28 protein-coding genes are annotated in these 22,633 nt (G+C 58.2%); 7 read left to right on the plus strand and 21 right to left on the minus strand.

Features of this window, described 5'->3' with window-relative positions:
- Positions 1-19: 19 nt before the first annotated feature.
- Genes ACR0DK_RS02720 through ACR0DK_RS02745 form a run of 6 tightly spaced genes read right to left on the minus strand, consistent with a single transcriptional unit; the run spans position 20 to position 4,493 of the window.
- Entirely contained in the window at positions 20-289 is a 270-nt protein-coding gene (locus ACR0DK_RS02720; protein WP_170392593.1) for an HPr family phosphocarrier protein, read from the minus strand.
- A gap of 16 nt (positions 290-305) precedes the next feature.
- Positions 306-698 (minus strand): PTS sugar transporter subunit IIA, encoded by a 393-nt coding sequence (locus ACR0DK_RS02725; protein ID WP_480734714.1) that lies wholly within the window; start codon positions 696-698, stop codon positions 306-308.
- Positions 695-1,576 (minus strand): RNase adapter RapZ, encoded by an 882-nt coding sequence (gene rapZ, locus ACR0DK_RS02730; protein WP_255611801.1) that lies wholly within the window; start codon positions 1,574-1,576, stop codon positions 695-697. The genes ACR0DK_RS02725 and rapZ overlap by 4 nt, the downstream gene beginning before the upstream one ends.
- Complete coding sequence (locus tag ACR0DK_RS02735; protein WP_223116927.1) at positions 1,573-2,043, minus strand: HPr kinase/phosphorylase; 471 nt, start codon at positions 2,041-2,043, stop codon at positions 1,573-1,575. The genes rapZ and ACR0DK_RS02735 overlap by 4 nt, the downstream gene beginning before the upstream one ends.
- Positions 2,044-2,046: 3 nt before the next feature.
- The gene (locus ACR0DK_RS02740) at positions 2,047-3,756 is read right to left on the minus strand and encodes a sensor histidine kinase (protein WP_170392597.1); all 1,710 of its coding nucleotides are present in this window, start codon (positions 3,754-3,756) and stop codon (positions 2,047-2,049) included.
- A 32-nt stretch (positions 3,757-3,788) separates the two neighbouring features.
- Positions 3,789-4,493, minus strand: a complete 705-nt coding sequence (locus ACR0DK_RS02745; protein WP_170392598.1) for a response regulator transcription factor — start codon at positions 4,491-4,493, stop codon at positions 3,789-3,791.
- Between the two features lie 344 nt (positions 4,494-4,837).
- Here ACR0DK_RS02745 and ACR0DK_RS02750 point away from each other — a divergent pair, with 344 nt between their 5' ends.
- From ACR0DK_RS02750 to ACR0DK_RS02760, 3 genes are all read left to right on the plus strand, one after another.
- A complete protein-coding gene (locus tag ACR0DK_RS02750) occupies positions 4,838-6,436 on the plus strand; it encodes a phosphoenolpyruvate carboxykinase (protein WP_480734715.1) in 1,599 nt (532 codons plus the stop codon).
- Positions 6,437-6,758: 322 nt separating this feature from the next.
- On the plus strand, positions 6,759-7,049 hold the full coding sequence (locus ACR0DK_RS02755; RefSeq protein WP_170392600.1) for a hypothetical protein: 291 nt from the start codon (positions 6,759-6,761) through the stop codon (positions 7,047-7,049).
- 32 nt (positions 7,050-7,081) lie between these two features.
- Positions 7,082-7,624, plus strand: a complete 543-nt coding sequence (locus ACR0DK_RS02760) for a hypothetical protein (protein WP_480734716.1) — start codon at positions 7,082-7,084, stop codon at positions 7,622-7,624.
- Here the strand turns inward: ACR0DK_RS02760 and ACR0DK_RS02765 are convergent.
- Entirely contained in the window at positions 7,621-8,385 is a 765-nt protein-coding gene (locus tag ACR0DK_RS02765) for a sulfite exporter TauE/SafE family protein (protein ID WP_480734717.1), read from the minus strand. The genes ACR0DK_RS02760 and ACR0DK_RS02765 overlap by 4 nt on opposite strands.
- A 144-nt stretch (positions 8,386-8,529) precedes the next feature.
- Between ACR0DK_RS02765 and ACR0DK_RS02770 the strand changes: the two genes are divergently transcribed.
- From ACR0DK_RS02770 to ACR0DK_RS02780, 3 genes are all read left to right on the plus strand, one after another.
- Entirely contained in the window at positions 8,530-10,221 is a 1,692-nt protein-coding gene (locus ACR0DK_RS02770) for an acyl-CoA dehydrogenase family protein (RefSeq protein WP_170609732.1), read from the plus strand.
- A 216-nt stretch (positions 10,222-10,437) separates the two neighbouring features.
- Complete coding sequence (locus ACR0DK_RS02775; protein ID WP_170402284.1) at positions 10,438-10,980, plus strand: hypothetical protein; 543 nt, start codon at positions 10,438-10,440, stop codon at positions 10,978-10,980.
- Between the two features lie 12 nt (positions 10,981-10,992).
- Entirely contained in the window at positions 10,993-11,385 is a 393-nt protein-coding gene (locus ACR0DK_RS02780; protein WP_170402286.1) for an META domain-containing protein, read from the plus strand.
- Here ACR0DK_RS02780 and recO read toward each other — a convergent pair.
- On the minus strand, positions 11,369-12,094 hold the full coding sequence (gene recO / locus ACR0DK_RS02785; RefSeq protein ID WP_480436098.1) for a DNA repair protein RecO: 726 nt from the start codon (positions 12,092-12,094) through the stop codon (positions 11,369-11,371). The genes ACR0DK_RS02780 and recO overlap by 17 nt on opposite strands.
- Before the next feature lie 168 nt (positions 12,095-12,262).
- Here recO and ACR0DK_RS02790 point away from each other — a divergent pair, with 168 nt between their 5' ends.
- Positions 12,263-12,652: a VOC family protein gene (locus tag ACR0DK_RS02790; RefSeq protein WP_170402289.1), complete on the plus strand. Its 390-nt coding sequence runs from the start codon at positions 12,263-12,265 to the stop codon at positions 12,650-12,652.
- A gap of 9 nt (positions 12,653-12,661) precedes the next feature.
- Here ACR0DK_RS02790 and ACR0DK_RS02795 read toward each other — a convergent pair whose 3' ends face one another.
- The 13 genes from ACR0DK_RS02795 to ACR0DK_RS02855 form a co-directional block, all read right to left on the minus strand.
- Positions 12,662-12,985 carry a SemiSWEET transporter gene (locus tag ACR0DK_RS02795; protein WP_480734718.1) on the minus strand — a complete coding sequence of 108 codons (324 nt, stop codon included), beginning with the start codon at positions 12,983-12,985 and terminating at the stop codon, positions 12,662-12,664.
- 110 nt (positions 12,986-13,095) lie between these two features.
- Positions 13,096-13,425 carry a DUF1491 family protein gene (locus ACR0DK_RS02800; RefSeq protein ID WP_170402292.1) on the minus strand — a complete coding sequence of 110 codons (330 nt, stop codon included), beginning with the start codon at positions 13,423-13,425 and terminating at the stop codon, positions 13,096-13,098.
- Positions 13,426-13,480: 55 nt separating this feature from the next.
- Complete coding sequence (era, locus tag ACR0DK_RS02805; protein WP_480734719.1) at positions 13,481-14,389, minus strand: GTPase Era; 909 nt, start codon at positions 14,387-14,389, stop codon at positions 13,481-13,483.
- A gap of 168 nt (positions 14,390-14,557) precedes the next feature.
- Positions 14,558-15,070: an N-acetyltransferase family protein gene (locus ACR0DK_RS02810; RefSeq protein ID WP_480734720.1), complete on the minus strand. Its 513-nt coding sequence runs from the start codon at positions 15,068-15,070 to the stop codon at positions 14,558-14,560.
- A gap of 19 nt (positions 15,071-15,089) precedes the next feature.
- Positions 15,090-15,767: a ribonuclease III gene (gene rnc / locus ACR0DK_RS02815; protein WP_170392611.1), complete on the minus strand. Its 678-nt coding sequence runs from the start codon at positions 15,765-15,767 to the stop codon at positions 15,090-15,092.
- Positions 15,764-16,603 carry a signal peptidase I gene (lepB, locus tag ACR0DK_RS02820; RefSeq protein WP_480734721.1) on the minus strand — a complete coding sequence of 280 codons (840 nt, stop codon included), beginning with the start codon at positions 16,601-16,603 and terminating at the stop codon, positions 15,764-15,766. Before lepB ends, rnc begins: the two co-directional genes overlap by 4 nt.
- Positions 16,604-16,662: 59 nt before the next feature.
- Positions 16,663-17,082: a holo-ACP synthase gene (acpS, locus tag ACR0DK_RS02825; RefSeq protein WP_170392613.1), complete on the minus strand. Its 420-nt coding sequence runs from the start codon at positions 17,080-17,082 to the stop codon at positions 16,663-16,665.
- Between the two features lies 1 nt (position 17,083).
- The gene (locus ACR0DK_RS02830) at positions 17,084-18,061 is read right to left on the minus strand and encodes an NADPH:quinone reductase (protein WP_480734722.1); all 978 of its coding nucleotides are present in this window, start codon (positions 18,059-18,061) and stop codon (positions 17,084-17,086) included.
- A gap of 16 nt (positions 18,062-18,077) precedes the next feature.
- The gene (locus tag ACR0DK_RS02835) at positions 18,078-18,404 is read right to left on the minus strand and encodes a Dabb family protein (RefSeq protein ID WP_480734723.1); all 327 of its coding nucleotides are present in this window, start codon (positions 18,402-18,404) and stop codon (positions 18,078-18,080) included.
- A 16-nt stretch (positions 18,405-18,420) separates the two neighbouring features.
- Positions 18,421-19,044, minus strand: a complete 624-nt coding sequence (locus ACR0DK_RS02840) for a LysE family translocator (protein WP_170425202.1) — start codon at positions 19,042-19,044, stop codon at positions 18,421-18,423.
- Positions 19,041-19,787 carry a pyridoxine 5'-phosphate synthase gene (locus ACR0DK_RS02845; RefSeq protein ID WP_170392617.1) on the minus strand — a complete coding sequence of 249 codons (747 nt, stop codon included), beginning with the start codon at positions 19,785-19,787 and terminating at the stop codon, positions 19,041-19,043. Before ACR0DK_RS02845 ends, ACR0DK_RS02840 begins: the two co-directional genes overlap by 4 nt.
- Entirely contained in the window at positions 19,780-20,478 is a 699-nt protein-coding gene (locus tag ACR0DK_RS02850; protein WP_170392618.1) for a DUF2062 domain-containing protein, read from the minus strand. The genes ACR0DK_RS02845 and ACR0DK_RS02850 overlap by 8 nt, the downstream gene beginning before the upstream one ends.
- Before the next feature lie 16 nt (positions 20,479-20,494).
- Positions 20,495-22,627 carry a RelA/SpoT family protein gene (locus ACR0DK_RS02855; protein ID WP_170392619.1) on the minus strand — a complete coding sequence of 711 codons (2,133 nt, stop codon included), beginning with the start codon at positions 22,625-22,627 and terminating at the stop codon, positions 20,495-20,497.
- Between the last annotated feature and the right edge of the window lie 6 nt (positions 22,628-22,633).

A 22,633-nucleotide genomic window follows, 5' to 3' on the forward strand; every position in this document is an offset into this window, starting at 1 on the left:
GTCCTTGGTGTCGTGGCTGTCAGAACCCTTCGCCGAACTTATCGTTCACCAATGTTTCCAAAGCCTCTGCCAACGCCTCAGCATCCGGGCCGGACGTCTCGACGTCAATAGTGCTTCCGCGCGACGCTGCCAACATCAAAAGGCCCATGATACTGTCGCCCGAGGCAGAAAGCCCGTCTCGTGACACCTCGGCGCGCGCATCAAAGCCTTCGACCACCTCGACCAGCTTGGCAGAAGCGCGGGCGTGAAGGCCCTTTTCATTGATAATTTTCAAACTCTTGGTCGTCATATGAATCTATCCGGTGTCAATCCAATGTCACATTTTGCGCATTGATGTACTTTCGTCCAGCTTCCAAAGCCAAACGCACGGCCTCGCCCAGTGGCAAGTGGCGACTTTTGGCCAGTTTGATCAGCATGGGAAGGTTGGCCCCGTAGAGGATTCGCCGGTCTTGTGGCGCACATGCGCGCAGACTCAGATTCGAGGGGCTGCCGCCGAACAGATCGGTCACCACAACGACGCCATCGCCCATATCGACCTCGTCCGCCGCGCGGCAGATTTCAACTTGTTTCGCTTCGCGATCATGGTCGGCTTCTATCGGGATGGCCACCAGTCCGGGTTGCTTTCCAACCACATGCTGCGTGGCCGCAAGATACTCCTGAGCCAACCCACCATGTGCAACAATAACGATCCCGATCACTCCGGCCTCACATTCAACGCGCGTCGTTCCATTTCGCGATGCCTAATTGCCACCTGCTGCCCCCCTTCTGCAAGGGCCTTTGCAACTGCTTCAGCCACCGCGACCGAGCGGTGCTGCCCTCCGGTGCACCCAAATGCAACTGAAAGGTGCGCTTTGCCTTCCTCACGGAAGGCCGGAAGCAGTTCGATCAGCAGGTCGACCACCCGGTCAAAGAAGACGCCATAGTTTGCATCTGATTGAACATAGGCCGCCACATCCGAGTTTCGACCATCCGCATCCCGCAGTTCAGGCCGCCAGTATGGATTGGCCAGAAACCGGCAATCGAACACCATGTCCAAACCGCGCGGCAAGCCCCGCTTGTACGAGAAGGATTCGATCGACACCGCCAGATGCCGCCCGCCCTTTGGGGCGAACCAGCGTTCGACCTCTTCCCGCAGCTGATGCACATTCAACGCGCTGGTGTCGATCAGCGTGTCGGCAAACTCGCGAATTGGGGCTAACAGTTCCTTTTCCTGACAAATGCCGGTTTCCGGGCTGGCATCAGTCGCAACCGGGTGACGGCGGCGGGTCTCCGAGAAGCGACGCAGCAGCACCTCGTCCCGGCAATCCAGATAGAGGATCGTCAGGTCGACATTCTCCATCCGGCCCAGTTTGGCGGCAAGTTCGATAAACCCGGTGGTTGAAAAATCGCGGTTGCGCGCGTCGATACCCAAAGCCATTGGGCGCGCAGGCTCCGAATTGTCGACGAGGCGAGCCAGCAACCCCATCGGCAGGTTGTCAATCGCCTCGAACCCCAGATCTTCAAGCACATGAATTGCGGTCGATCGCCCTGCACCGGAAGGACCTGTTATCAGAACGACGCGCTGTTGTGCTGTCATGTATTCGGCCATTCCGGGGCTACGCGCCCCATTTTCACAAGTTGAATAAGTCCTGCAGCCAAATTGGGCACGCCAGCCCCCCGAAGCAAGGGAACAGTTTGCTTCAACACAAGAATTTCAGCGGGTTCAGGTAATCGCGCGGGCTCGGGTTGGTCCATATCCACAACAAATGCCAATCGGACCGGCCTCGCGGCTTCAGCTCGCAGTAACCCGATGCCGCGCGCTTCAATCAGGCCGCGGATCTGCGGAAGTCCAGCTGCCATCACGTGATCGGCCTGTCCAGTCAATTCGACCCGGTCATCCGCGACAAGCTGCGCCCCAAGCGCCATCATCTGTAGCGCCAAAGAAGATTTGCCCGTACCCGAGGCGCCAATGATCAATAAGCCTTTTTCCTGAACCACAACACAGGTCCCATGAATGCAGGCCGACCCTTGACCCGCTATCTCAGAAAGTGGGGTGGTGCTCATAACCTAGACGGGAAGCCCGACAACAAACCGCGCACCTAGCGGGTCCGAGGTGATATCGGCTTCGGTCGGACGGATGTTTTCTGCCCAGATCACACCACCATGCGCCTCGACGATTTGTTTCGAAATCGCCAATCCAAGGCCCGAATTGTTGCCGAAATGCTCTTCGGGGCGTTCGGAGTAGAAACGCTTGAAGATCTTGGTCAGCGCCTGATCAGGAATGCCGGGACCGGTGTCTTCAACCACCACGAGGACGCGGTTGTCACGACGGCGGACCCAGACCCGGATGGCGTCTTTGTCCTCACAGAACGAAATCGCATTGGTGATCAGGTTGACAAAGACCTGCGCCAGACGCGCCTCGAGCCCGTTGACCACGATGGGGTCCGAGGGAAGGTCAGTGATATATTCGATGCCTTTCGAACGGGCATCTTCACCCAGAAACTGACTGATATTGCCAAGCAGATTGAGCAGGTCAAAGGGCTGCTCTTCTTCTTTCACCAGTTCCGCGTCCAGCCGCGATGCGTTCGAGATATCGCTGACCAGTCGATCCAATCGCCGCACATCATGCTCAATCACGCCCAATAGCTTTTCGCGCTGATCATCGCGTTTTACCATGCGCATGGTGCCCACGGCGGATTGCAGGCTGGCCAACGGGTTCTTGATCTCATGCGCGACATCGGCCGCAAATTGTTCGTTCGCGTCAATGCGGTTATAAAGCGCCGTGACCATCCCGCGCAAAGCCTGGCTCAGACGGCCGATTTCATCCGGGCGCGCACTGAGATCCGGGATGCGGATACGTCCGGGGTTCACTCCGGCTCCGCGGTCCTTGCCCATCTCGGCAGCGGCGGCCAGATCAGCAAGAGGATTGGCAATCGTTGAGGCCAAAACGAGGCTCAGACCGATCGAGACCAGCAGTGCCACCACAAACATCTGCAGGATCCGCTCTTGCTCCTTGCGGGCCAGCGCATCGATCTCGCCCGCCGGGCCCGCCATAGCAACGGCACCCACAGGCGTATCGTCCAAGAGGATCGGGGCCACGGCGACAATCACCGTCTTGCCTTTATCGTCGTGCACGGCCTGTACTTGCAATCCGCCGTTCAGCGCCTGCGGGATCATTTCCTGCACCCGTTGCGCCAGCGTCGGAGCCTCGCTTTCGGAAGAACCGCTAAAGACCGCAGACACACCATTCCAAACCGCATTCAATGCGTCGCTGATCAAAGTGCTTCCAGTGGCGCTGTCGGCGTCCTGATGCAAAAGGCTGGGCAATTTGTCGGCCATGGACGCCCCGCGTGTCCAACCGATCAGAGTGCCCGTGCCGTCATAAACAAAAACCTCGCCGCCTTCGGGCAAGCTGAGACCCGCTAGCGTATCACGGACATCCAATGTGCCTGCACCATTGGCAGAGGGTTGACGCAGCTGGGTTTCAAAAACGTTGCTGACAAGTTGCGCATCACCGACCAGGTTCTGCGCGGTCTGTTGAACCCGTTCTTTTCGCGTGTCGTCCAGATACAGCAGCCCTGCAACCAAAATGACAAGGGCAATGAGGTTGAAGGTGATAATCCTGCGCGCCAGGGGCGAATAGCGCATCGAAAACAGGTTTCGTCGCGAACGCTTGGCCTGTAGCTCGGCAGCATCAGGGTCTTGGGGGATGACCCAGTCATCCCCAAGAACGACGTCTGCGTCGTGCACTTGGTTGGCTTGTTCAGTATCGCGCACGAGACCCCTTCGGCTTGATAAAACGGCCGCGCCTATTCTTCGTTGTAACGATACCCGATACCGTACAGCGTTTCTATCGCCGAAAACTCGGGATCGGCGGCGCGCATCTTCTTACGCAGACGCTTGATATGGCTGTCAATGGTCCGGTCATCCACGTAGACCTGATCATCATAAGCCACATCCATCAGCTGATCGCGGCTTTTGACAAAGCCCGGACGTTGCGCCAAGGCCTGCAGCAGCAGAAACTCGGTAACTGTCAGCGAGACATCATTGCCTTTCCAGCTGACTGCGTGGCGCAGCGGGTCCATCCGCAGCTCGCCCCGCTCCATCACTTTTGTATCGCCCGAGGCCGCGTTGGTCACATCACCATCGACCGCTTCCTGACGGCGCAACAAGGCGCGAATCCGTTCGACCAGCAGCCGCTGAGAGAATGGTTTTTTGACGTAGTCATCTGCACCCATGCGCAGACCCAGAACCTCGTCAATCTCGTCATCTTTGGAGGTCAGAAAAATCACGGGCATCTGGGTTTTCTGCCGCAGCCTTTGCAGAAGATCCATGCCGTCCATCCGCGGCATCTTGATATCCAGTACGGCCATGTCTGGCAGCTTTTTGTTGAAAGCGTCCAGCGCAGCCTGACCATCGTTGTATGTTTCGACCTCAAACCCTTCGGCTTCGAGTGTCATGGACACGGACGTCAGGATATTTCTGTCGTCGTCCACCAGTGCAATCTTTGACATCGGGTTCACCCCTATTCCTGCTCACTCGCGCAATAATACGCTTTTTTGTAAGGCATTGTTGGCGGTTTTGAGCCACCGAATCAACTCGTAACCTCGAATCGTGCCATTCTTGCGGCAGGTATGCGGCAAATTTGCCTTGCTGCGCCCAAATAGCTGCCTTGATTTACGGCACACAATTCGTGATGGCGCTAAACCTTAACTTGGTTGCGCTAACTACCCCCAACCCTCCTGTTCATGTCCCAAAATACCGTGATAAGAGGCGCTTGACCGCCGGCTCTTTCCGGTATCCGCCCCAATGGTGCACCCGGCCCAAGGCCCTCGCGCCGCCACAGGAGAAGACACACATGACATCTGGACGGGTTAACCCGCAATTCCGCCTCGAAGATCAGGGCATCGAGGGTCTGGGCAATGTCTATTACAACTTCATGGAACCGGCGCTGATCGAAGAAGCGCTGAAGCGCGGCGAAGGCACCCTTGGCAATGGCGGCGCCTTTCTGGTCACCACCGGCAAATTCACTGGCCGCTCGCCCAAGGACAAGCATGTTGTCAAGACAGACAGTGTTGCCGACAGCATCTGGTGGGAAAACAACGCCGCCATGAGCTCTGAAGGTTTTGACGCGCTCTATGAAGATATGCTGACCCATATGAAAGGCCGCGACTACTTCGTGCAGGACCTCGTGGGTGGGGCTGACCCCAGCTACTCGATCAATGTGCGCATGGTAACCGAGCTGGCGTGGCACAACCTGTTCATCCGCCACCTGCTGCGCCGCCCGGATCGTGAGGATCTGGATGATTTCAAGGCTGACTTTACTATCATCAACTGTCCCAGCTTCCAGGCGGACCCCAAAAAGCATGGCTGCCGCAGCGAAACGGTGATTGCACTGAACTTTGACCGCAAGCTGATCCTGATCGGCGGCACCGAATACGCCGGCGAGAACAAGAAGTCCGTCTTCACCCTGCTGAACTATATGCTGCCCGAAAAAGGCGTGATGCCGATGCACTGCTCGGCTAACCACGCGGTTGGCAACCCGGTCGACACCGCCGTATTCTTCGGCCTGTCCGGCACCGGCAAGACCACCCTCTCTGCCGACCCGTCGCGCACCTTGATCGGTGATGACGAACACGGTTGGTCGGATCGAGGCACCTTCAACTTTGAAGGTGGTTGCTATGCCAAGACCATCAACCTGAACGCCGAAGCCGAACCAGAAATCTACGCCACCACCTCGAAATTTGGCACGGTGATCGAGAACATGGTTTTTGATCCCGAGACCAAAGAGCTGGATTTCAACGACGACTCTCTGACAGCGAATATGCGCTGCGCCTACCCGTTGGAATACATCTCCAACGCGTCGAAAACTGCATTGGGCGGGCATCCTAAGAACATCATCATGTTGACCTGCGATGCGTTCGGCGTTTTGCCTCCGATCGCTCGGTTGACGCCTGCGCAGGCGATGTATCACTTCCTTTCCGGCTTTACCTCGAAGGTCGCCGGGACCGAACGTGGCGTGACCGAACCGCAGCCCACCTTCTCGACCTGCTTTGGCGCGCCCTTTATGCCACGCCGCCCCGAGGCTTATGGCAACCTTCTACGCGATAAGATTGCTCAGCATGGCGCGACCTGCTGGTTGGTCAACACCGGCTGGACTGGAGGTGCCTACGGCGTGGGCAGCCGCATGCCAATTAAGGCCACCCGCGCGCTGCTGACGGCTGCACTGGAAGGATCACTGACCGATGCGGAATTCCGCAAGGACGCCAATTTCGGCTTCGATGTGCCGGTCTCTGTCCCTGGTGTGCCCGAGGTCTTGCTGGATCCGCGCCGCACCTGGGACGATCAGGAAGCGTTCGACAAACAGGCGGAAAAGCTGGTGCACATGTTCGCGGAGAACTTCGAGCAGTACCTGCCCTTCATCGACGAAGACATCAAAGCTGTCGCGATCGGTTGATCGAATTCAGGGGCCATCATGGCCCCTGACCCACCAGAGCTTACGCTTCGGCACCTTGTGTGCACACAGACAAGTTCATTGCGATAACGTGCAACATGCGCTATCGCAATTTACCCAAGACGCTTCGAAGCCCGGCGTCCTTTGGCAGCGGCTTCTGTTAAATTTGAACATCGGGCGATCCGGGCTATCTTACTCACATCATGTCTCGGGCCGTTCAACAAGGTAATGATTATTTCTACACGGGGATGGGTGTCGGCGTGATGTGTTCAAAAGGTCAGCCTTTCGAACTGCCTCGGTCCGTCACGGAAACTATAGGCAAGTAATGACTGAAATCTCAAAACTCACCGAACTGCGCAAACTGATGCAAAGCATGGAGCGCACTCTTGGGCTGGAAGAACTCTCACCGGTCGAACGCGACATCTATTATGCCGCCGAAGAACTGTCTAAAGATGATCGCGAAGTACGCACCTTTGGTCTGATCGAACACACGCTGGTCAAAAGCGTATCTCGCCCGACATTTTTCCGCGCGCTGAAGTCTCTGGTTCAAAAGGGTTATCTGTCGCAAAGCGGCAGCGCCAATCGCGGACGGTATCTGGTTCATGCGCCCAGGTGATCGCCACCCCAGATCTGTAATCGGCTGACCCCGTGCGCAGATGGGCCTCTGAAACATTCTATGCCTCTTTGGCCTATGTCGCTGCATCGTTCCTAACATTCCAGGTGCTGATGCCGCTTCAGAACGTGTTTTTTCCCGCATACCCCAGCTATGCCAGCTTATTGTTCCTGCCGCACGGCGTGCGGGTTCTGTCGGCCTGGTTATTGGGATGGAGGGCGATATTCGCACTGTTGCCCGGCGTTGCCATCGTCTTTGCCCTTGTGGGCGGTTGGGATGTTCTTCTGCCCAGCAGATTGCTGGCGATCACTATCGCGGTCACCACAGTTCCAGCGGTTTTTTATGTCTGCAAGGCGTTGGGCTGGGATTTGTTTCCGCGCGTCGATCGGAAGCCATGCTGGCTGTGCGTGATGGGCGTTGGAATCATCACATCGGTATTGGTGTCCGTTCTCACCAACATGGCCTTCGGCAGCGCAACGGCCGAGTATATCGCCTATCTGATCGGTGATATCTCAGGTCTTTTTTTCCTAATGTTGGGCCTCTATTTCGCCTTTCGGTTTGCTGGAAGACGCAATTAACCCAAAAGACCCCTGCGCAGCAGGTTCAGCCCTGCAATCAGCAGTACAAGCAGAGTGAGTTTGCGGAACTGTGCCTGATCGATACGATCCTGCAGAAACTGACCGCCGCGCATTCCCAGTAAGGCAGGGATAATCAGCAGCGCTGAGAACACCGCTGTGTCAGTCCTTAGAATACCCGAACCTAGATGCGCCACAATAAGCGCCACAGCGCCCAGACCGTATATCACGCCCTGCACCCGCATCTGATCCTTCTTCGGTGTATTCAAGGCTGTCAGATAGGCCACGGTTGGTGGTCCCCACACGCCCGAGATGCCGCCGACAGCACCGGCCACCGCACCCACGATAGCCTCAACCCGCATTGAGGGCGCTTGCAGCGTCAGTTTCAGCCCCAGTAGTTGCATCAGAGCAAAGAACGAAACTGGTGCGCCTAAGATCAGCAAAAATGCCTTGGGCGACAAGATGTTGATCAGCTGCGCGCTGGCCAATAGACAGACCAGCCCAACGCTCAGAAATACCTTGAACTTTCGAACTGACGCCGCCGCCGAAGGTAAACCTTCCCGCAAGGCCTGCACCCCATTGGTCACCAGCGTGGGCAAGATTAGACCTGCCAGCGCCAGCTCAGGCGGCAGCATCATGCTAAGACCAGAAACAAGCACCATTGGCATGGCAAAACCGACCATGCCTTTGACCCAGCCCGCGACGAAGGCAACGACCAAAGCCAGACAGAAATCCTGCGGCGACATAAGTGAAAATAGTCCCATCGACCCTTCATACCAGTCCAAAAAATTTCTGCACTGCAAAAGTCACTAAGCAATTTTTGAACTTTTTATGGATGATTTGCGTATTTTTGTTGCGCTGCATGTGCAGCATGATATGACCAGACAACCCAGCAGAGGACGTGATTCATGGCCCATGACGGACAGGATGTGACGAACATGACGCAGCCAGCGGTTTTGCCCGATCTTCTAACACTCAGCGCAGCAGCCCTGCCCGGCGTTCAAGCGGTGTTCGATAAGGCGGTCGAATCGGTTCGCGCGCAGGTGACAAGCGAAGGTCGCATATCGGGCGCACTGATCGAGGCCAATCAGACAGCCGCCCATGGCCTAGCTTGGCTGGCCACATACCACCAGTCGCTGCAGCAGATGCAGCGCTGGGCCGAGGCGCTTCAGACCGAGGGAAAATTCGGCGAGATGGAGCAGCTGTTGCATCAGATCGCCTTTGGGGAATACTTGCATCAGATCGCCGGTGGTATTCCGATGAACCAGGGCGAGGTTGTACGTTTGCAGGATCTTGGCCTTGGCTGGGATGCTCTGTCGGGATTCCAATGCAGCGAAGTGCAGACACTGATGGCGCAAGCCAACTCTCAGGCCGCGCGCACGCGTCTGGTTGAGTTGATGCAGGACCAGTCCGGTGCCACCATGTTTGGTGCGTCTGGTCTGGACGAAGAACTGGAGATGATCCGAGACCAGTTTCGCCGCTATGCCGTTGAAAAGGTTGAGCCTAATGCCCATGAATGGCACCTGAAGGACGAACTGATCCCAATCGAGATTATCGAGGAACTGGCCGAGATGGGCGTGTTCGGTCTGACCATCCCCGAAGAATTCGGCGGGTTCGGCCTATCCAAAGCCTCAATGTGTGTGGTCTCGGAAGAGCTTTCGCGCGGGTACATCGGTGTGGGTTCTCTGGGCACACGGTCCGAAATCGCCGCAGAACTGATCATCGCGGGCGGTACGGATGAACAAAAGGCCAACTGGCTGCCAAAACTGGCCAGCGCCGAGATCCTACCAACCGCTGTTTTCACTGAACCCAATACTGGATCGGATTTGGGCAGCCTGCGCACGCGGGCCGTCAAGGGTGAAGATGGTAACTATAAGATAACAGGAAATAAAACATGGATCACGCACGCGGCGCGCACCCATGTGATGACCTTGTTGGCGCGGACTAATCCCGACAGTACCGATCACCGTGGGCTGTCCATGTTCCTGGCTGAAAAGACACCTGGAACCGACGAGAACCCCTTCCCCACGCCCGGCATGACTGGTGGTGAGATTGAGGTGTTGGGTTATCGTGGCATGAAGGAATACGAGCTGGGATTTGACGGCTTCGAAGTGAAGGGTGAAAACCTGCTGGGCGGCGAAGAAGGCAAAGGTTTCAAGCAGTTAATGGAAACCTTCGAATCTGCCCGCATCCAAACGGCTGCCCGCGCCATCGGCGTAGCGCAGAGTGCTTTGGACATTGCCATGCAATATGCACAAGACCGCAAGCAGTTCGGCAAATCTCTGATCAATTTCCCTCGCGTCTCGGGCAAGCTGGCGATGATGGCGGTCGAAATTATGATCGCACGGCAGCTAACCTATTATTCTGCTTGGGAAAAAGACCACGGTCAACGTTGCGACCTTGAGGCCGGGATGGCCAAGCTACTGGGTGCTCGAGTTGCTTGGGCTGCGGCGGATAACGGGCTGCAGATTCATGGCGGCAACGGCTTCGCTCTGGAATACAAAATTAGCCGCGTGCTTTGTGACGCGCGCATCCTAAATATCTTTGAAGGCGCCGCAGAAATACAGGCGCAAGTCATCGCGCGTCGATTGCTGGGCTGACGCCCGAAGCGACGCGGTTTCCCCAACTGAACCCGGCCTTGCGCCGGGTTTTCTTTTTCTTTCGTGTTGTACGGACCTTCAGGCCTATTTCTTCCGAGTTGTACAACTCGGTTTCAGGGCTTAATGGGCGAAACTTCCCCCTCGGATCGAGCGCAGAAATCGGGTAAAGGGCGTCAACCAAACCCAGCGCCCAAGCTGGCCAGAGGAGAATCGAGCGTGAAGATCATCATCGCAGTTTTGGCCACCTGCATGGCCCTTGCCGGATGCGCCATGGCACCAAACACCGGGCCCGATGATGTGGACCAATTGGCACAAGCGATCCAGCAGCTTGACCCCAAGGTTGACCCTGCCGAGGCGCGGCGTGCAGCCGAGATATCTTATGCCTATTCCAATCAACTGAAACAGGACTGGAACGTCACCGATCCAGCCATCATCCACAACGCAAAGGTCATCAACGGATTTCGCGAAAAAGGTCTGTGCAATGATTGGGCGCAGGCCATGACCACGCGTTTGAAGCAAGAGAACTTTCGCACGCTGGACCTGCACTGGGCCACGTCGCCTCCAACTGCGTTCCGGATCATCCACCATTCGGCTCTGATCAGCGCTAAGGGAGATTCAATGTATGAAGGCATCATCCTTGACCCGTGGCGCAACAGCGGGGTGCTTTACTGGGATCAGGTGCGCGAGGACACCAAATACAACTGGCGCCCCCGCCTTGAAGTGCGCGAAGAGTTAATCAGCGGTGTGAACCCCTACTGACAGGATATTGCGATGTTACGTCTGGCCTTGTTCCTGCCCCTTTTGACCCTGTTCCAATGCGACAAGGATGAGACTGTCGCCGCCTATGGCGCAGCGGATCAGACATGGGCTTTGCAAGAGATCGACGGGCAGCCTTTTGAGGCCAGCGCCCTTTTGCGATTCCCCGAAGAGGGTCGGATTGAGGGCAATGCCCCGTGCAACACTTATTCAGGTACACTGAATGCACCCTACCCGTGGTTTGAGATCACCGATCTTGTCGCCACCCGCGCGGCTTGCGCCGGGCTTGAAGCCGAGGGGTTTTATTTCGCCGCACTGATGGCGATGACCCAGTCCGAGGTGTCCGGCGATGTGCTGATCCTGCGCAATGAGGACGGGCACGAAATGGTGTTCAAAGCCGCCGAGTAAACTGCGCCACAAATCGCGCGCGTGCGTCCGGCAACGGCGTATGACCCAGCGACGGAGCCAGATGGTTTTCCAGAAAATACCCGGTTGTGCGTAAGGCTTCAGCAATCTCGGTATCCGGAGCCGCGCCTTCGCCGCGCAGGCAGGGGGGCAAAGGCAGCAGCTTATCGGCCCAGTCCCCTGCCCCCGCCGCACTGACCGCGCGGCCGGTTTTCGGAGAGACATAGACCAACCCCTCGGTCGCCCCTGTCACTGCGCAGGCCGAAAGATCCAAGCCAAAGCCCAGCTCTTCCAGCAGCGCCAGTTCCCAGCGCAGATAGGCCAGTGGCCAGATGTCATCCTGACCCAGCAGGTCCATCAACTGTTCTGTTTGCTGATAGATCGCCGGATGAGGCTCGCGTTCGGGCAGGCAAAAGGACAGCAGCGCCACCACCGCATTTAATCCGGCCAGCGCCAGCCGCCCTGAAAACGCCGCTGCAGCGCGCGAACGCAGGGGTTCGACCTGAAAGGTGCCAAGATGTTCTTCGAGCCGCGCGCGCCAAAGCACGTCCAGTTGCGCGCCGGGTTGCAGGATCGGGGCGATCTTGCGGCTGGTGCCTCCGCGCACAACACCTGCATGTCGACCATGGGCTTCGGTAAAGACCTCGATGATCGCCGCTGTCTCACCATGACGGCGAGAGGTCAGAAGAATGCCGTGATCACGCCAGTCCAAGTTTGGCCTCGTCAGGTCACCAGATATATACGCAGGAAATCTTATGGCCGTTGCAGGTTCAAGGTAGAAACGCGTCAGGTTGACCCTGTGGAACACCAAAAACACGTTGCGTGACATCTGTTCACGCAATAGTGTTCACTTTATGTTCTGCACGGAGGAATTTAAGAAATGTCACTTAACTATGTCATGATCGGTTCAAATGATGTCGTCAAAGCGCGAAGCTTTTACGATGCGGTTGTACCCAAAATCGGCGGCAAGGTTATTGCTGAATATATGCCCCACGCTGTTTGTTACGAGCTGCGGGGCGGTGGGTCCATGTGGGTCGCGACGCCCTTTGACAAAGAGGCCGCGACGGTTGGAAACGGTAACATGGTTGGCTTGCTTTGCGAAAGTGAAGCGGAAGTTCGCGAGGTGCATGCCGAGGCTCTTGCCAATGGCGGAACAAATGAAGGTGACCCCGGAGATCGACCTCAATATGGCCCGAACTTCTATGGCGCTTATGCGCGCGATCCTGATGGCAACAAGATGAGCTTTGTCTATTTTAGCGATGCAGGCTGATCGCGCGCCCTAGAACGTCACACCTGCGTGAATCAGAATGCCGATAACCATCAGCAGGTTCAGCACCATTGAGATACCGTTGCCCACATAGATGGGCAACTTGCCCACCACCAGCCCATAGGCGAACCACAAAAACGACAGCCCAGCATACAGAGACCAGGACAGCAGCGACTGTCCGGTCGCATGTTCGGAGTGGGTGAAATAAAGCTTGATCAGTTGTGGAAGCGTGGCGAAGGGGCCAACGACGCCGATGAAGACCATGAACCCCTCGAACCGCTGCATCCAGTGACCGAGATTTGAGTTTTCCAGTTTCTGGGCAAGCGTTTCAGCCACTCAACCCCCTCCTGTTCCTGCGGCCCCCGGAAGATTGGGCCGTTTCATTCAGCCGGTTGCAAAGCAAAATAGTCGCTTTGCGCCGCACGTCCAAGATCATTTGGCGCGGGTTAGTCCAGACCTTCTTCACCCAGCAGGTGCCTGCCTTGGCGGTCTTCCACCTCGATCACCCAAAGGTCGGGGTCAAAACTGCGTTGGCGGGTGATGGCGGCATCTACGTCTGCCTCTTCTCCGGATGAGAGCTCCACCCATTTGCGCTCGCCACTCATCAGATCAAAACTGCGCTGAAAGGCTGCGGCCCGCCCGTTGAGTGTGTTGAGTTTGATAAGCACCGCCCCAGCGGTGTCATCCCCATGCGCCACAACAAAAGCCGGTATTTCCTGAAACCGCAGCCGCGCCAGATAGGCATGCACCCAGAATTCAGCCGTCAGCCGGGTCATGGTTCTGACCTTTCCGTAGGGGTTGAGAATTTTCGACGAAAATTCTTGGCCCGGGTCATGCGTTGCCGTCTTTGAAATCCAGACCCATTTCCGAGTAGCGCTCGGACTCCTCCAGCCAGTTTGGCCGGACTTTCACCTGCAAGAACAGGTGAATCTTGCGGTCCAAAAACTCTTCCAGCTCGGCACGCGCCGCCTGACTGACGGCCTTTATGGTCTCACCACGTTTGCCTAGCACAATCCCTTTGTGGCCATCACGCATAACATAGATGACCTGATCGATCTTGGCCGAGCCGTCCTTGCGCTCTTCCCAGTTCTCGGTCTCGACGGTCAGCTGGTAGGGCAGTTCCTGATGCAGGCGCAGAGTCAGTTTCTCGCGCGTCATCTCAGCCGCGATCATGCGCAGAGGCAGATCCGCAATCTGGTCTTCTGGATAGAGCCACGGGCCCTCGGGCAGTTCCGAGGCCAGCCATTTGCGCAGGTCGTCGACACCGTGACCTTTTTCGGCCGAGATCATGAAGGTCTCGGCAAAGGGATAACGCGCATTCAGGTCACTGGTCAGCGCCAGCAGCTTTTCCGAGGGCACCTTGTCGATCTTGTTGATCGCAAGTGCGATGGTGCGGCCCTGCCCGATCTCTTCGAGGCCTTCGAGGATGCGTTCGACACCTTCGGTGATACCGCGATGCGCCTCGATCATCAGCACGACCACATCCGCATCCGCAGCCCCGCCCCAAGCGGCGGCTACCATGGCACGGTCCAGACGGCGGCGCGGTTTGAAGAGGCCCGGCGTGTCGACAAAGACCAGTTGCGCATCGCCCTCCATCGCCACGCCACGGATACGAGCACGGGTGGTTTGCACTTTGTGCGTCACGATCGAGACTTTGGCTCCGACCACGCGGTTCAGAAGGGTGGATTTGCCTGCGTTGGGCTCTCCGATCAGGGCGATAAATCCGGCGCGTGTGCTCATGTGTCCTGCGATCCTGTTTGCAAGTGCGCACCCCTATAGCAGAATGCGCGGACGGGCCAGAGGGATTTGTTGCATTGCGGATATCAGTGAGCGAAGGCCAGTTTGCGGCCCCTAAGGCGACGCTGCCCAGTCGGCCGGTGCCGGCTTTGGCCGGGCTTGATCGCGCGATCAGGTTGTAGTGTTCAACGCCAGAACTTGGTTCGGATAGGCTTGGTCCCCGATCCGAAAATCTGTGACTCCGACCTGCCGGAACCCTTTGGCTATATAGAAGTCGATTGCGGGCGTGTTCTCGGAATTGGTTGTCAGCCAAATCGACGGGTGCCCTTTTTCATGCATGTAGTCGACCGCGACGTCCAGCAGCGCTGAGCCGATGCCTTTACCATGATGGCGGGGCTGGACGTAGAACGTTACGATTTCTAGGTCAGAAAGCCCGTCCATGGGTGCGGCGCGACTTTCCGCAAGCCGAATATAGCCGTCGATCCCGTCTTCGTTTTCAGAAACCATCAAGAGATCTTGGCCGTCGTCCAATATGGCTTCGAACCGGGCGGTTGTGAATTCGGACAGTGCGAATTCGGCAAAGAAGGCGTTCACACCACGCTTTAGATAGGTTCCGATCCAGACCTCAATCGACAAGGCGGCGAGGCTGGCGGCATCGGATTTCTGGGCGGGTCTGATCTTCATGATCTGGCCGCAAAACGGATCAAGACAACTGTTCCAACAACGCCTTTGCCGCTGCCTGTTCGGCCTGTCGCTTGGAGCCTGCGGTGGCCTGAGCTTCGGTACCATTCTGCAGACGAGCGGCGATCGTGAAGATCGGGGCATGGTCAGGGCCGGTGCGTTTGACCTCGACATAGCTGGGTGGTTTCTGGCCGCGGGCCTGTGCCCATTCCTGCAGGGCGGTTTTTGCATCGCGGGCGTCGGCCTCGACCTTGTGGATGCGATCGCCCCAGAGGGCGAGGATCACGTCTCGGGCAGCCTCGAACCCTGCGTCGCGGTAGATGGCCGCGATGACCGCCTCCATCGCGTCGCCCAGCAAGGCCTGCTTGCGACGACCTCCGGACAGCATCTCGGACCGGCCCAGTTTCAGCACCGCACCCAGATCAATCTGGCGGGCCACATCGGCGCAGGCTTCCTTGCGCACCAGCGCGTTGAAACGGGGGGCCAGTTGGCCTTCGGAAGCTTTCTTGTCGGCCTCAAGCAAAGCAGTGGCCATGACGAGACCCAGGACGCGGTCGCCCAAAAATTCAAGACGCTGATTGTCGGGGCGCGTGGCAGAGGACACCGAGCCGTGGGTCAGCGCACGCACCAGCAGTTCAGGGTCGGAAAACTCATACCCCAAACGCTGCTGGAACGCCTTTATCTCAGCCGATAGCTTCAATTGACCGCCTTGAAGAAACGATCACCGCGCCATGTCCAGAAGAACAGCATCGAGCGACCTGCGGAGGAGAACATGATCCGGTCGGCGCGACCGATCAGGTTTTCGTAAGGAACATAGCCCACGCCACCGGCGGATTGCGGCAAGCGGCTGTCGGCCGAGTTGTCGCGGTTGTCGCCCATGAAGAAATAGTGGCCCTCGGGTACAGTATAGACCCCGGTATTGTCCGATCCCTGATTGCCGATGTTCAGCACGTCGTAGGACACGCCATTTGGCAGGGTCTCGATCAGGCGGTTCTTTTCGCAAACACCGCCGATCCCGACGGGACCGTTGGAACAGCGCGGGCGCAGGCCTTGTGGGCCCTGCGGTTCAGCAACTTCGGTGAACACACCGTCGGGTTGCTGCGGCACAGGAGTGTCGTTGAGGATGATTTGGCCTCCACGAATCTGGATACGATCACCCGGCAGGCCGATCAGTCGCTTGATATAGTCGCGCCCTGTCACCGGATGGCGGAAGACGATGACATCGCCGCGATCAGGGTCGCCGCCGATCAGACGCGAGTTGTCATCGCTCTGCATCCAGCCGCAGATGTCTTCGGCATCGATGTTGAGGCCAACGCTGGGGATGATAAGGCTGGGGCACGAGGCATAGGAATAGCCATAGGCCATCTTGTTGACGAAGAGGAAATCCCCGATCAGTAGGGTTTGCTTCATCGACCCGGAAGGAATCCAGAACGGCTGAAAGAACAGGGTGCGGAAAATGCCCGCGATCAGCAGGGCATAGACGATGGTTTTGATCGTCTCCCAAATGGCGTTTCCGGATTTGGCTTCCTCGGCCATACTGCTCTCTCCAGTCTCTGCGTGGTTGGGGTGCTACATGCGGGTCAGTTGGGGGCAAGTCAAGGCTGCGCGGGTGCTTCTTGCAGCGGACGGGCCTCGATCACCACAAAGGCCTGCGCCCAGGGATGATCATCGGTCAGGGTGACGTGGATGATCGCCTCGTGGCCTTCGGGAGTCATTTCTTTCAGGCGCTCGGCGGCCCAGCCGGTGACATGCATAACGGGCTGGCCGGTGCGCAGGTTGGTCACCGCCATGTCCTTCCACGCGATCCCCATCCGCAGGCCGGTGCCTAACGCCTTCGAGCACGCCTCTTTCGCGGCCCAGCGTTTGGCGTAGGTGCCCGCAGTATCGGCGCGACGCTCAGCCTTGCGCTGTTCGGTTTCAGTGAAGACACGGTTACGGAAGCGGTCGCCGAACCGGTCGAGCGTGCCCTGAATGCGATCAATATTTGCGAGGTCGGTGCCGATGCCGAGGATCATGTCAGACCTCCAACACAACGGTCCCGAGCTTTTGCCCCGCCTCGACCATTGCGTGTGCATTTGCCGCATCCATCAGCCCTCCGCCGGGGACGACGGCGTGGGACAGTGCGCCTTGTTCCAGCCACTGGTCCAACTGCGCCTCGCCACGACGGCGGGCGGCGGCGTCGAGTTGGTAGACGATCAGCATATGCAGGCGGATGTTCTTGAACATGAAGCCATAGAAATCCAGTTTGGGCTTCATTTGCGAAGCCGAGGCATAGCTGGCGATGGTGCCACCGGGGCGGATCATAGAAAGGGAAGCGGGTTGGTTGGCGGCGAAATCAACCTCGACAATGCGGTCTATGCCTGCGCCGTTGGTCATGTCCATCGCCGCCTCGGCCACGTCTTGCGTGCGGTAGTTGATCCATTCGGACGCGCCGGAATGGGCGGCTTTTTCATCTGAACTGACCGTTGTGATAACGCGCGCGCCACCCAACGCGGCCATCTGGCAGGCGTAGCGCCCAACCGTTCCTGCACCACCGGTCACAAGCACAGTCTGGTCATTGATCGGTCCGTCACAATAGAGCGCATACCATGCAGTCAAGGCTGGGATACCAAAACACGCGCCCTCGGCGAAGCCGGTCGTATCTGGAAGGAATACGGCCTGTTCGGAGGGTAGCGCAATGTATTCGGCCCCAGTGCCAAAAGCGCGTTGCCATTGGCCGTTCCAGATCCAGACACGTTCGCCGACGCGCGCGGGATCGACCCCTTCGCCTACGGCCTCAATCACTCCGGCCCCGTCCGAGTGGGGAACAACCATCGGGTATTGCATCACGGCGCCAGGGCGCGCGCCGCCGCGCAGCTTGACGTCTGAGGGGTTGATGCCGCTGGCGTGAACCCGGACAAGAACGTCGCCTGGGCCGGGGTTGGGCGTGGGCAGGTCGACCAACTCAAGGACATCCGCCGCCGCACCAAATCCGCGATAGGTGATTGCTTTCATGACAGTCCCTCGTCTCCTATTGGTCGGCCGCGTCGGGCGTTTCCAGATCGAACACCAAGACGCCCTCGGCCCCATCCACGCACAGCGCGACAAGCCGTGCGCCAAGTTGCCGGTGGGTTTCGTCACTGGCATAGCGCTGTAGGTCGGCCTGAGCCGCGAAATCCAGCGTGAAGCCGTAGGGATAGCTTGGGGATTTTGCCTCAAAATCGCGGTTGGGGCCGTGGATGAAGCCACCGCAGCCCGACAAACGGTCTGCGACCGCGCCCAGCCCATCCATCACAGCGTCAAGCTCTGCGGTGTCGTGATCGGGCTTGAGTCGCAGCATCACGCAATGGCGGATCATCATTGCACCTCAGAGGTCATGACAGGCGCACCGTGAGAATCTTGTAGCTGGCCACGCCAAAGAAACCCGCGAAGGCAAAATCAAACCAGCGGCGGGCGCGGCGATAGGCGTTGACCATGCGCGCAGACGAAAACAGGAAGGCGTAGCCGATGAAGATCAGCAGTGAACCCGCATAGAGCATGGCGAAATAACCCAGCAGCATAGCAAGGCTGGCGTCATTTGGCGCAACGATGGCGTAGATCGAGCCCCAGCTGAGGATCGCCTTGGGGTTGGTCAGGTGGATCGCCGCACCTTTGGCAAATATCGTACCCAATGAGCCGGTGACTGGATTGCCCAGCGCGACCTCATCCGAAGTCAGCGCGCGGCGCAGCGCCTTGAGCGCCAGCCAGCCCAGATAAGCGACGCCGATATAGCGGATCACCTCGAACACCCAGACATTGGCCAGCATAATCGCCGACAGCCCCAGTGCGGCGGCGATGCCCCACGCGGCGGACCCGGCGCAGATGCCCAGCGCAAAGGCCAGACCGGCGGTGCGGCCTTCGTTCATGGCGGTTCCGGCGATGCCCATGGTGGCAGGGCCCGGAGAGCCCCCGGCCATGAGCCATGCAAACCAGATCGCCACAAAACCGGGTGTGATCATGCCCGCGCCTCGTCCATCAGGCGGCGCATTTCGTGAACCGCCGGGGTGAGGCCGCGAAAGATGGCCTCGCCGATCAGGAAGTGGCCGATATTCAGCTCTCGCACTTCAGGGAAGGCCGCCACCGGTTGCACGGTGTCGTAAGTCAGCCCGTGACCCGCATGAACTTCAAGACCCAGCGAATGGGCATAGGCGGACATCTCGCGCAGGGCTTCCAGTTCGCGCGCGGCGTCGTCCAGTTTGCCTTCGGCGTGGAAATCGCAATAGGCACCGGTGTGCAGTTCGATCACCTCGGCCCCGATGCGGTGGGCGGCGTCGATCTGGCGCTGGTCGGCGGCGATGAAGATGGACACGCGGCAGCCCACATCGCGCAAGGGCGCAATGAAATGGGCCAGCTTATTTTCCTCGCGCGCGACTTCTAACCCCCCTTCGGTTGTGCGTTCCTCGCGCTTTTCGGGAACGATGCAGACGGCGTGCGGCTTGTGGCGCAGAGCGATTTTCTGCATCTCGTCCGTTGCGGCCATCTCGAAGTTCAGCGGCACCGACAGGATCTCCATCAACCCGTCGATATCGGCGTCCGAGATGTGGCGGCGATCTTCGCGCAGATGTGCTGTGATGCCGTCGGCCCCGGCCTCTTCCGCGATCCGGGCGGCGCGCAGTGGGTCGGGATAGGCCCCGCCGCGCGCATTCCGCACGGTAGCTACGTGGTCGATATTCACGCCCAGACGCAAACGGTTGTCAGACATCTTTCGAATCCTTCATTGTCCCTGAGGTCGAGCCTAGTGGTTTTGTCGGGGGAACGTCAGCCTCTGCCTGAGCAAGGCGTTTGATTTGTTCAAACTTCGCTTTGATTCTGGCGCGGCGGCGTTGCTGATAAGTACGGATAAGCGGCAGGCTGAGATAGGCGCAGATCACTCCGGCCACGATGCCTGGAATGACCCCGCCGATCATATAAGGAAAGAACACATCGTCATAGAACCGGCTAAGCCCGTGCCAGTCCGCCTCGCGATGGGTGAACATGGCGATGCAATTGTCCTTGAGATCGCCCATCGCATCCGCAAATTTCCCCATCAACCCATCGGTATCGTCTTTGCGGAACTTGGTCCCCAGCAGGAAATGCCCGGTTTGCAGGCTTATGACCGCGATCGGCACATAGGTCAGGGGATTGCCAAAGAACGTGCCGCTGAGCGCGGCAAGAATGTTGCCGTTCAGCAGCCGCGCCAGCACGGCGGCGACCAGGAAATGCAAGCCATAGAAAGGCGTGAACGAGGCAAACACCCCTGCCCCGATGCCACGCGCGATGCGTTCCGGGCTGTCAGGCAGGCGCCGAACCCGATGTTTGACATAGTGAAAGGCACGGGTCCATCCGCCGCGCGGATAGACGAACTCTGACGCGACTTGGACAGGCGAGCGGCGATCTCGGCGCTTGAAAACCACTCGTGATCACCCCTTCTCAGCCAGCCGCAACGGCGGGTTTCGCACTTTCCCGGTACCGTTCGACCGCAGCAACGTCGCTTTCAGCCTCGAGCATCAGCATCAGCGAATGCAGCTGTTCAAGATCGCGAAGTTCGACATTGATCATCAGCCGATAAAAATCCGGTTTGCGGTCGACAAATTCAAGGTTCGAGATATTGGCCTTTTTCTCGCCGATCAATGTGCAAATACGCCCCAGCACCCCGGCATCATTGCCGATGGTCAAATCCAGCGTCGCGCCATAGACGGCGGGGTGGGTGCCCGAATGCCAGTGCAGATCAACCCAGCGCTCGGGTTCATTTTCAAACTCGGTCAGGCGATCGCAGTCGATGGCGTGCACGACAACACCCTTGCCGCGATATGTAATTCCGACGATGCGCTCGCCCGGCAGTGGCTGGCAACAGGGGGCACGATCGAATTTCTGGCCCGGTTCAAGCCCGATCACAGCGCGACGGGGCGAGATCGCGTCGCCATCATCCTTGGTGAGTTCGGGATATACCGCTTCGACCACCTCATGGGCGGTCAACTCGGCACTGCCCAGACGGGCCAGCAACTCGTCCCGATCTTTTAAACGCAGGTGTTTGGCAGCGGTTTCCAGCGCCTTGTCGGTGGCTTTGCGGCCCAGGTTTTCGAACCCGGCGCGGGCCAGTTCCTTACCCAGCTTGATGAAGCGTTCCCGGTCGACCTCGCGCAAGGCGCGGCGGATCGAGGTGCGGGCTTTGCCGGTAACCGCGATCTCAAGCCAAGTGACCTGCGGGCTCTGGCCATCGGCGGTGATGATGTCAACCGATTGACCGTTCTTGAGCCGGGTCCAGAGCGGCACACGAATGCCATCAACCTTGGCCCCCACGCAGGCATGACCAATGCGGGTGTGGATTGCGTAAGCAAAATCAATCGGCGTCGCCCCACGCGGCAGTTTCACCACATCGCCCTTGGGGGTGAAGCAGAACACCTGGTCCGAATACATCTCGAGCTTCACAGCTTCGAGGAAATCCTCATGATCATCCTCGCTGTCGAATTGCTCGGTCAGGTTTGCGATCCACTTTGCCGGGTCGACCGCAAAGGGGTTTTCGGACCGCACACCGTCGCGATAGGACCAGTGCGCTGCAACACCGGTTTCGGCCACATCGTGCATCTGACGGGTGCGGATCTGGACCTCGACCCGTTTGCCGTCGCGCCCCGAAACTGTTGTGTGGATCGAGCGATAACCGTTCGATTTCGGTTGGCTGATATAGTCCTTGAATCGCCCTGGCACCGCGCGCCAGCGCTGGTGGATGGCACCGAGTGTGCGGTAACAGTCTTCCTCGGTCTGGGTGATGATGCGGAACCCGTAGATGTCGGACAAACGTGAGAAACCCTGATCCTTTTCCTGCATCTTGCGCCAGATCGAATAGGGTTTCTTGGCGCGACCAAAGACTTCGGCTTCAATGCCCGCCTTTTCCAATTCGTGCCGCATGTCGCCGGTAATGCGATGGATCACGTCGCCGGTTTCGCGTTGCAGAGTGATAAAGCGGCGGATGATCGACTGGCGGCCTTCGGGGTTCAGGACGCGGAAGGCAAGGTCTTCGAGTTCCTCGCGCATCCATTGCATCCCCATCCGGCCCGCAAGCGGCGCGTAAATATCCATTGTCTCACGCGCTTTTTGCACCTGCTTTTCAGGGCGCATCGCCTTGATCGTGCGCATGTTGTGCAGGCGGTCGGCGAGCTTGACCAGAATAACCCGAAGGTCCTTGGACATGGCCATGAACAGCTTGCGGAAATTCTCGGCCTGTTTGGTCTCACGGCTGGACAGCTGCAGGTTGGTCAGCTTGGTGACGCCATCGACCAACTTGGCGACCTCATCCCCGAACAGTTCGGTAACCTTGCCATAACTGGCTTTGGTGTCTTCGATCGTGTCGTGCAACAGGGCCGTTATAATGGTCGCATCATCCAGACGCTGTTCGGTCAGGATGGCGGCAACGGCAACGGGATGAGAGAAATAGGGCTCGCCGGAATGGCGGAACTGGCCTTCATGCATCTGTTGGCCAAATTCATAGGCCCTTTCGATGCGGTCGGCATTTGTCTTGGGATTGTAATTGCGGACCAGCGCAATCAGGTCTTCTTCTGAAATCATCCGGTC

The sequence above is a fragment of the Ruegeria sp. CE6 genome (assembly GCF_056537485.1).

Excerpts from the sequence above, each read along its gene's own strand:
- ACR0DK_RS02720 (WP_170392593.1), bottom strand. The coding sequence starts at position 289 with ATGACGACCAAGAGTTTGAAAATTATCAATGAAAAGGGCCTTCACGCC.
- rapZ (WP_255611801.1), bottom strand. The coding sequence starts at position 1,576 with ATGACAGCACAACAGCGCGTCGTTCTGATAACAGGTCCTTCCGGTGCA.
- ACR0DK_RS02735 (WP_223116927.1), bottom strand. The coding sequence starts at position 2,043 with ATGAGCACCACCCCACTTTCTGAGATAGCGGGTCAAGGGTCGGCCTGC.
- ACR0DK_RS02745 (WP_170392598.1), bottom strand. The coding sequence starts at position 4,493 with ATGTCAAAGATTGCACTGGTGGACGACGACAGAAATATCCTGACGTCC.
- ACR0DK_RS02750 (WP_480734715.1), top strand. The coding sequence starts at position 4,838 with ATGACATCTGGACGGGTTAACCCGCAATTCCGCCTCGAAGATCAGGGC.
- ACR0DK_RS02755 (WP_170392600.1), top strand. The coding sequence starts at position 6,759 with ATGACTGAAATCTCAAAACTCACCGAACTGCGCAAACTGATGCAAAGC.
- ACR0DK_RS02765 (WP_480734717.1), bottom strand. The coding sequence starts at position 8,385 with ATGGGACTATTTTCACTTATGTCGCCGCAGGATTTCTGTCTGGCTTTG.
- ACR0DK_RS02770 (WP_170609732.1), top strand. The coding sequence starts at position 8,530 with ATGGCCCATGACGGACAGGATGTGACGAACATGACGCAGCCAGCGGTT.
- ACR0DK_RS02780 (WP_170402286.1), top strand. The coding sequence starts at position 10,993 with ATGTTACGTCTGGCCTTGTTCCTGCCCCTTTTGACCCTGTTCCAATGC.
- ACR0DK_RS02790 (WP_170402289.1), top strand. The coding sequence starts at position 12,263 with ATGTCACTTAACTATGTCATGATCGGTTCAAATGATGTCGTCAAAGCG.
- ACR0DK_RS02800 (WP_170402292.1), bottom strand. The coding sequence starts at position 13,425 with ATGACCCGGCTGACGGCTGAATTCTGGGTGCATGCCTATCTGGCGCGG.
- era (WP_480734719.1), bottom strand. The coding sequence starts at position 14,389 with ATGAGCACACGCGCCGGATTTATCGCCCTGATCGGAGAGCCCAACGCA.
- ACR0DK_RS02810 (WP_480734720.1), bottom strand. The coding sequence starts at position 15,070 with ATGAAGATCAGACCCGCCCAGAAATCCGATGCCGCCAGCCTCGCCGCC.
- lepB (WP_480734721.1), bottom strand. The coding sequence starts at position 16,603 with ATGGCCGAGGAAGCCAAATCCGGAAACGCCATTTGGGAGACGATCAAA.
- acpS (WP_170392613.1), bottom strand. The coding sequence starts at position 17,082 with ATGATCCTCGGCATCGGCACCGACCTCGCAAATATTGATCGCATTCAG.
- ACR0DK_RS02830 (WP_480734722.1), bottom strand. The coding sequence starts at position 18,061 with ATGAAAGCAATCACCTATCGCGGATTTGGTGCGGCGGCGGATGTCCTT.
- ACR0DK_RS02835 (WP_480734723.1), bottom strand. The coding sequence starts at position 18,404 with ATGATCCGCCATTGCGTGATGCTGCGACTCAAGCCCGATCACGACACC.
- ACR0DK_RS02840 (WP_170425202.1), bottom strand. The coding sequence starts at position 19,044 with ATGATCACACCCGGTTTTGTGGCGATCTGGTTTGCATGGCTCATGGCC.
- ACR0DK_RS02845 (WP_170392617.1), bottom strand. The coding sequence starts at position 19,787 with ATGTCTGACAACCGTTTGCGTCTGGGCGTGAATATCGACCACGTAGCT.
- ACR0DK_RS02855 (WP_170392619.1), bottom strand. The coding sequence starts at position 22,627 with ATGATTTCAGAAGAAGACCTGATTGCGCTGGTCCGCAATTACAATCCC.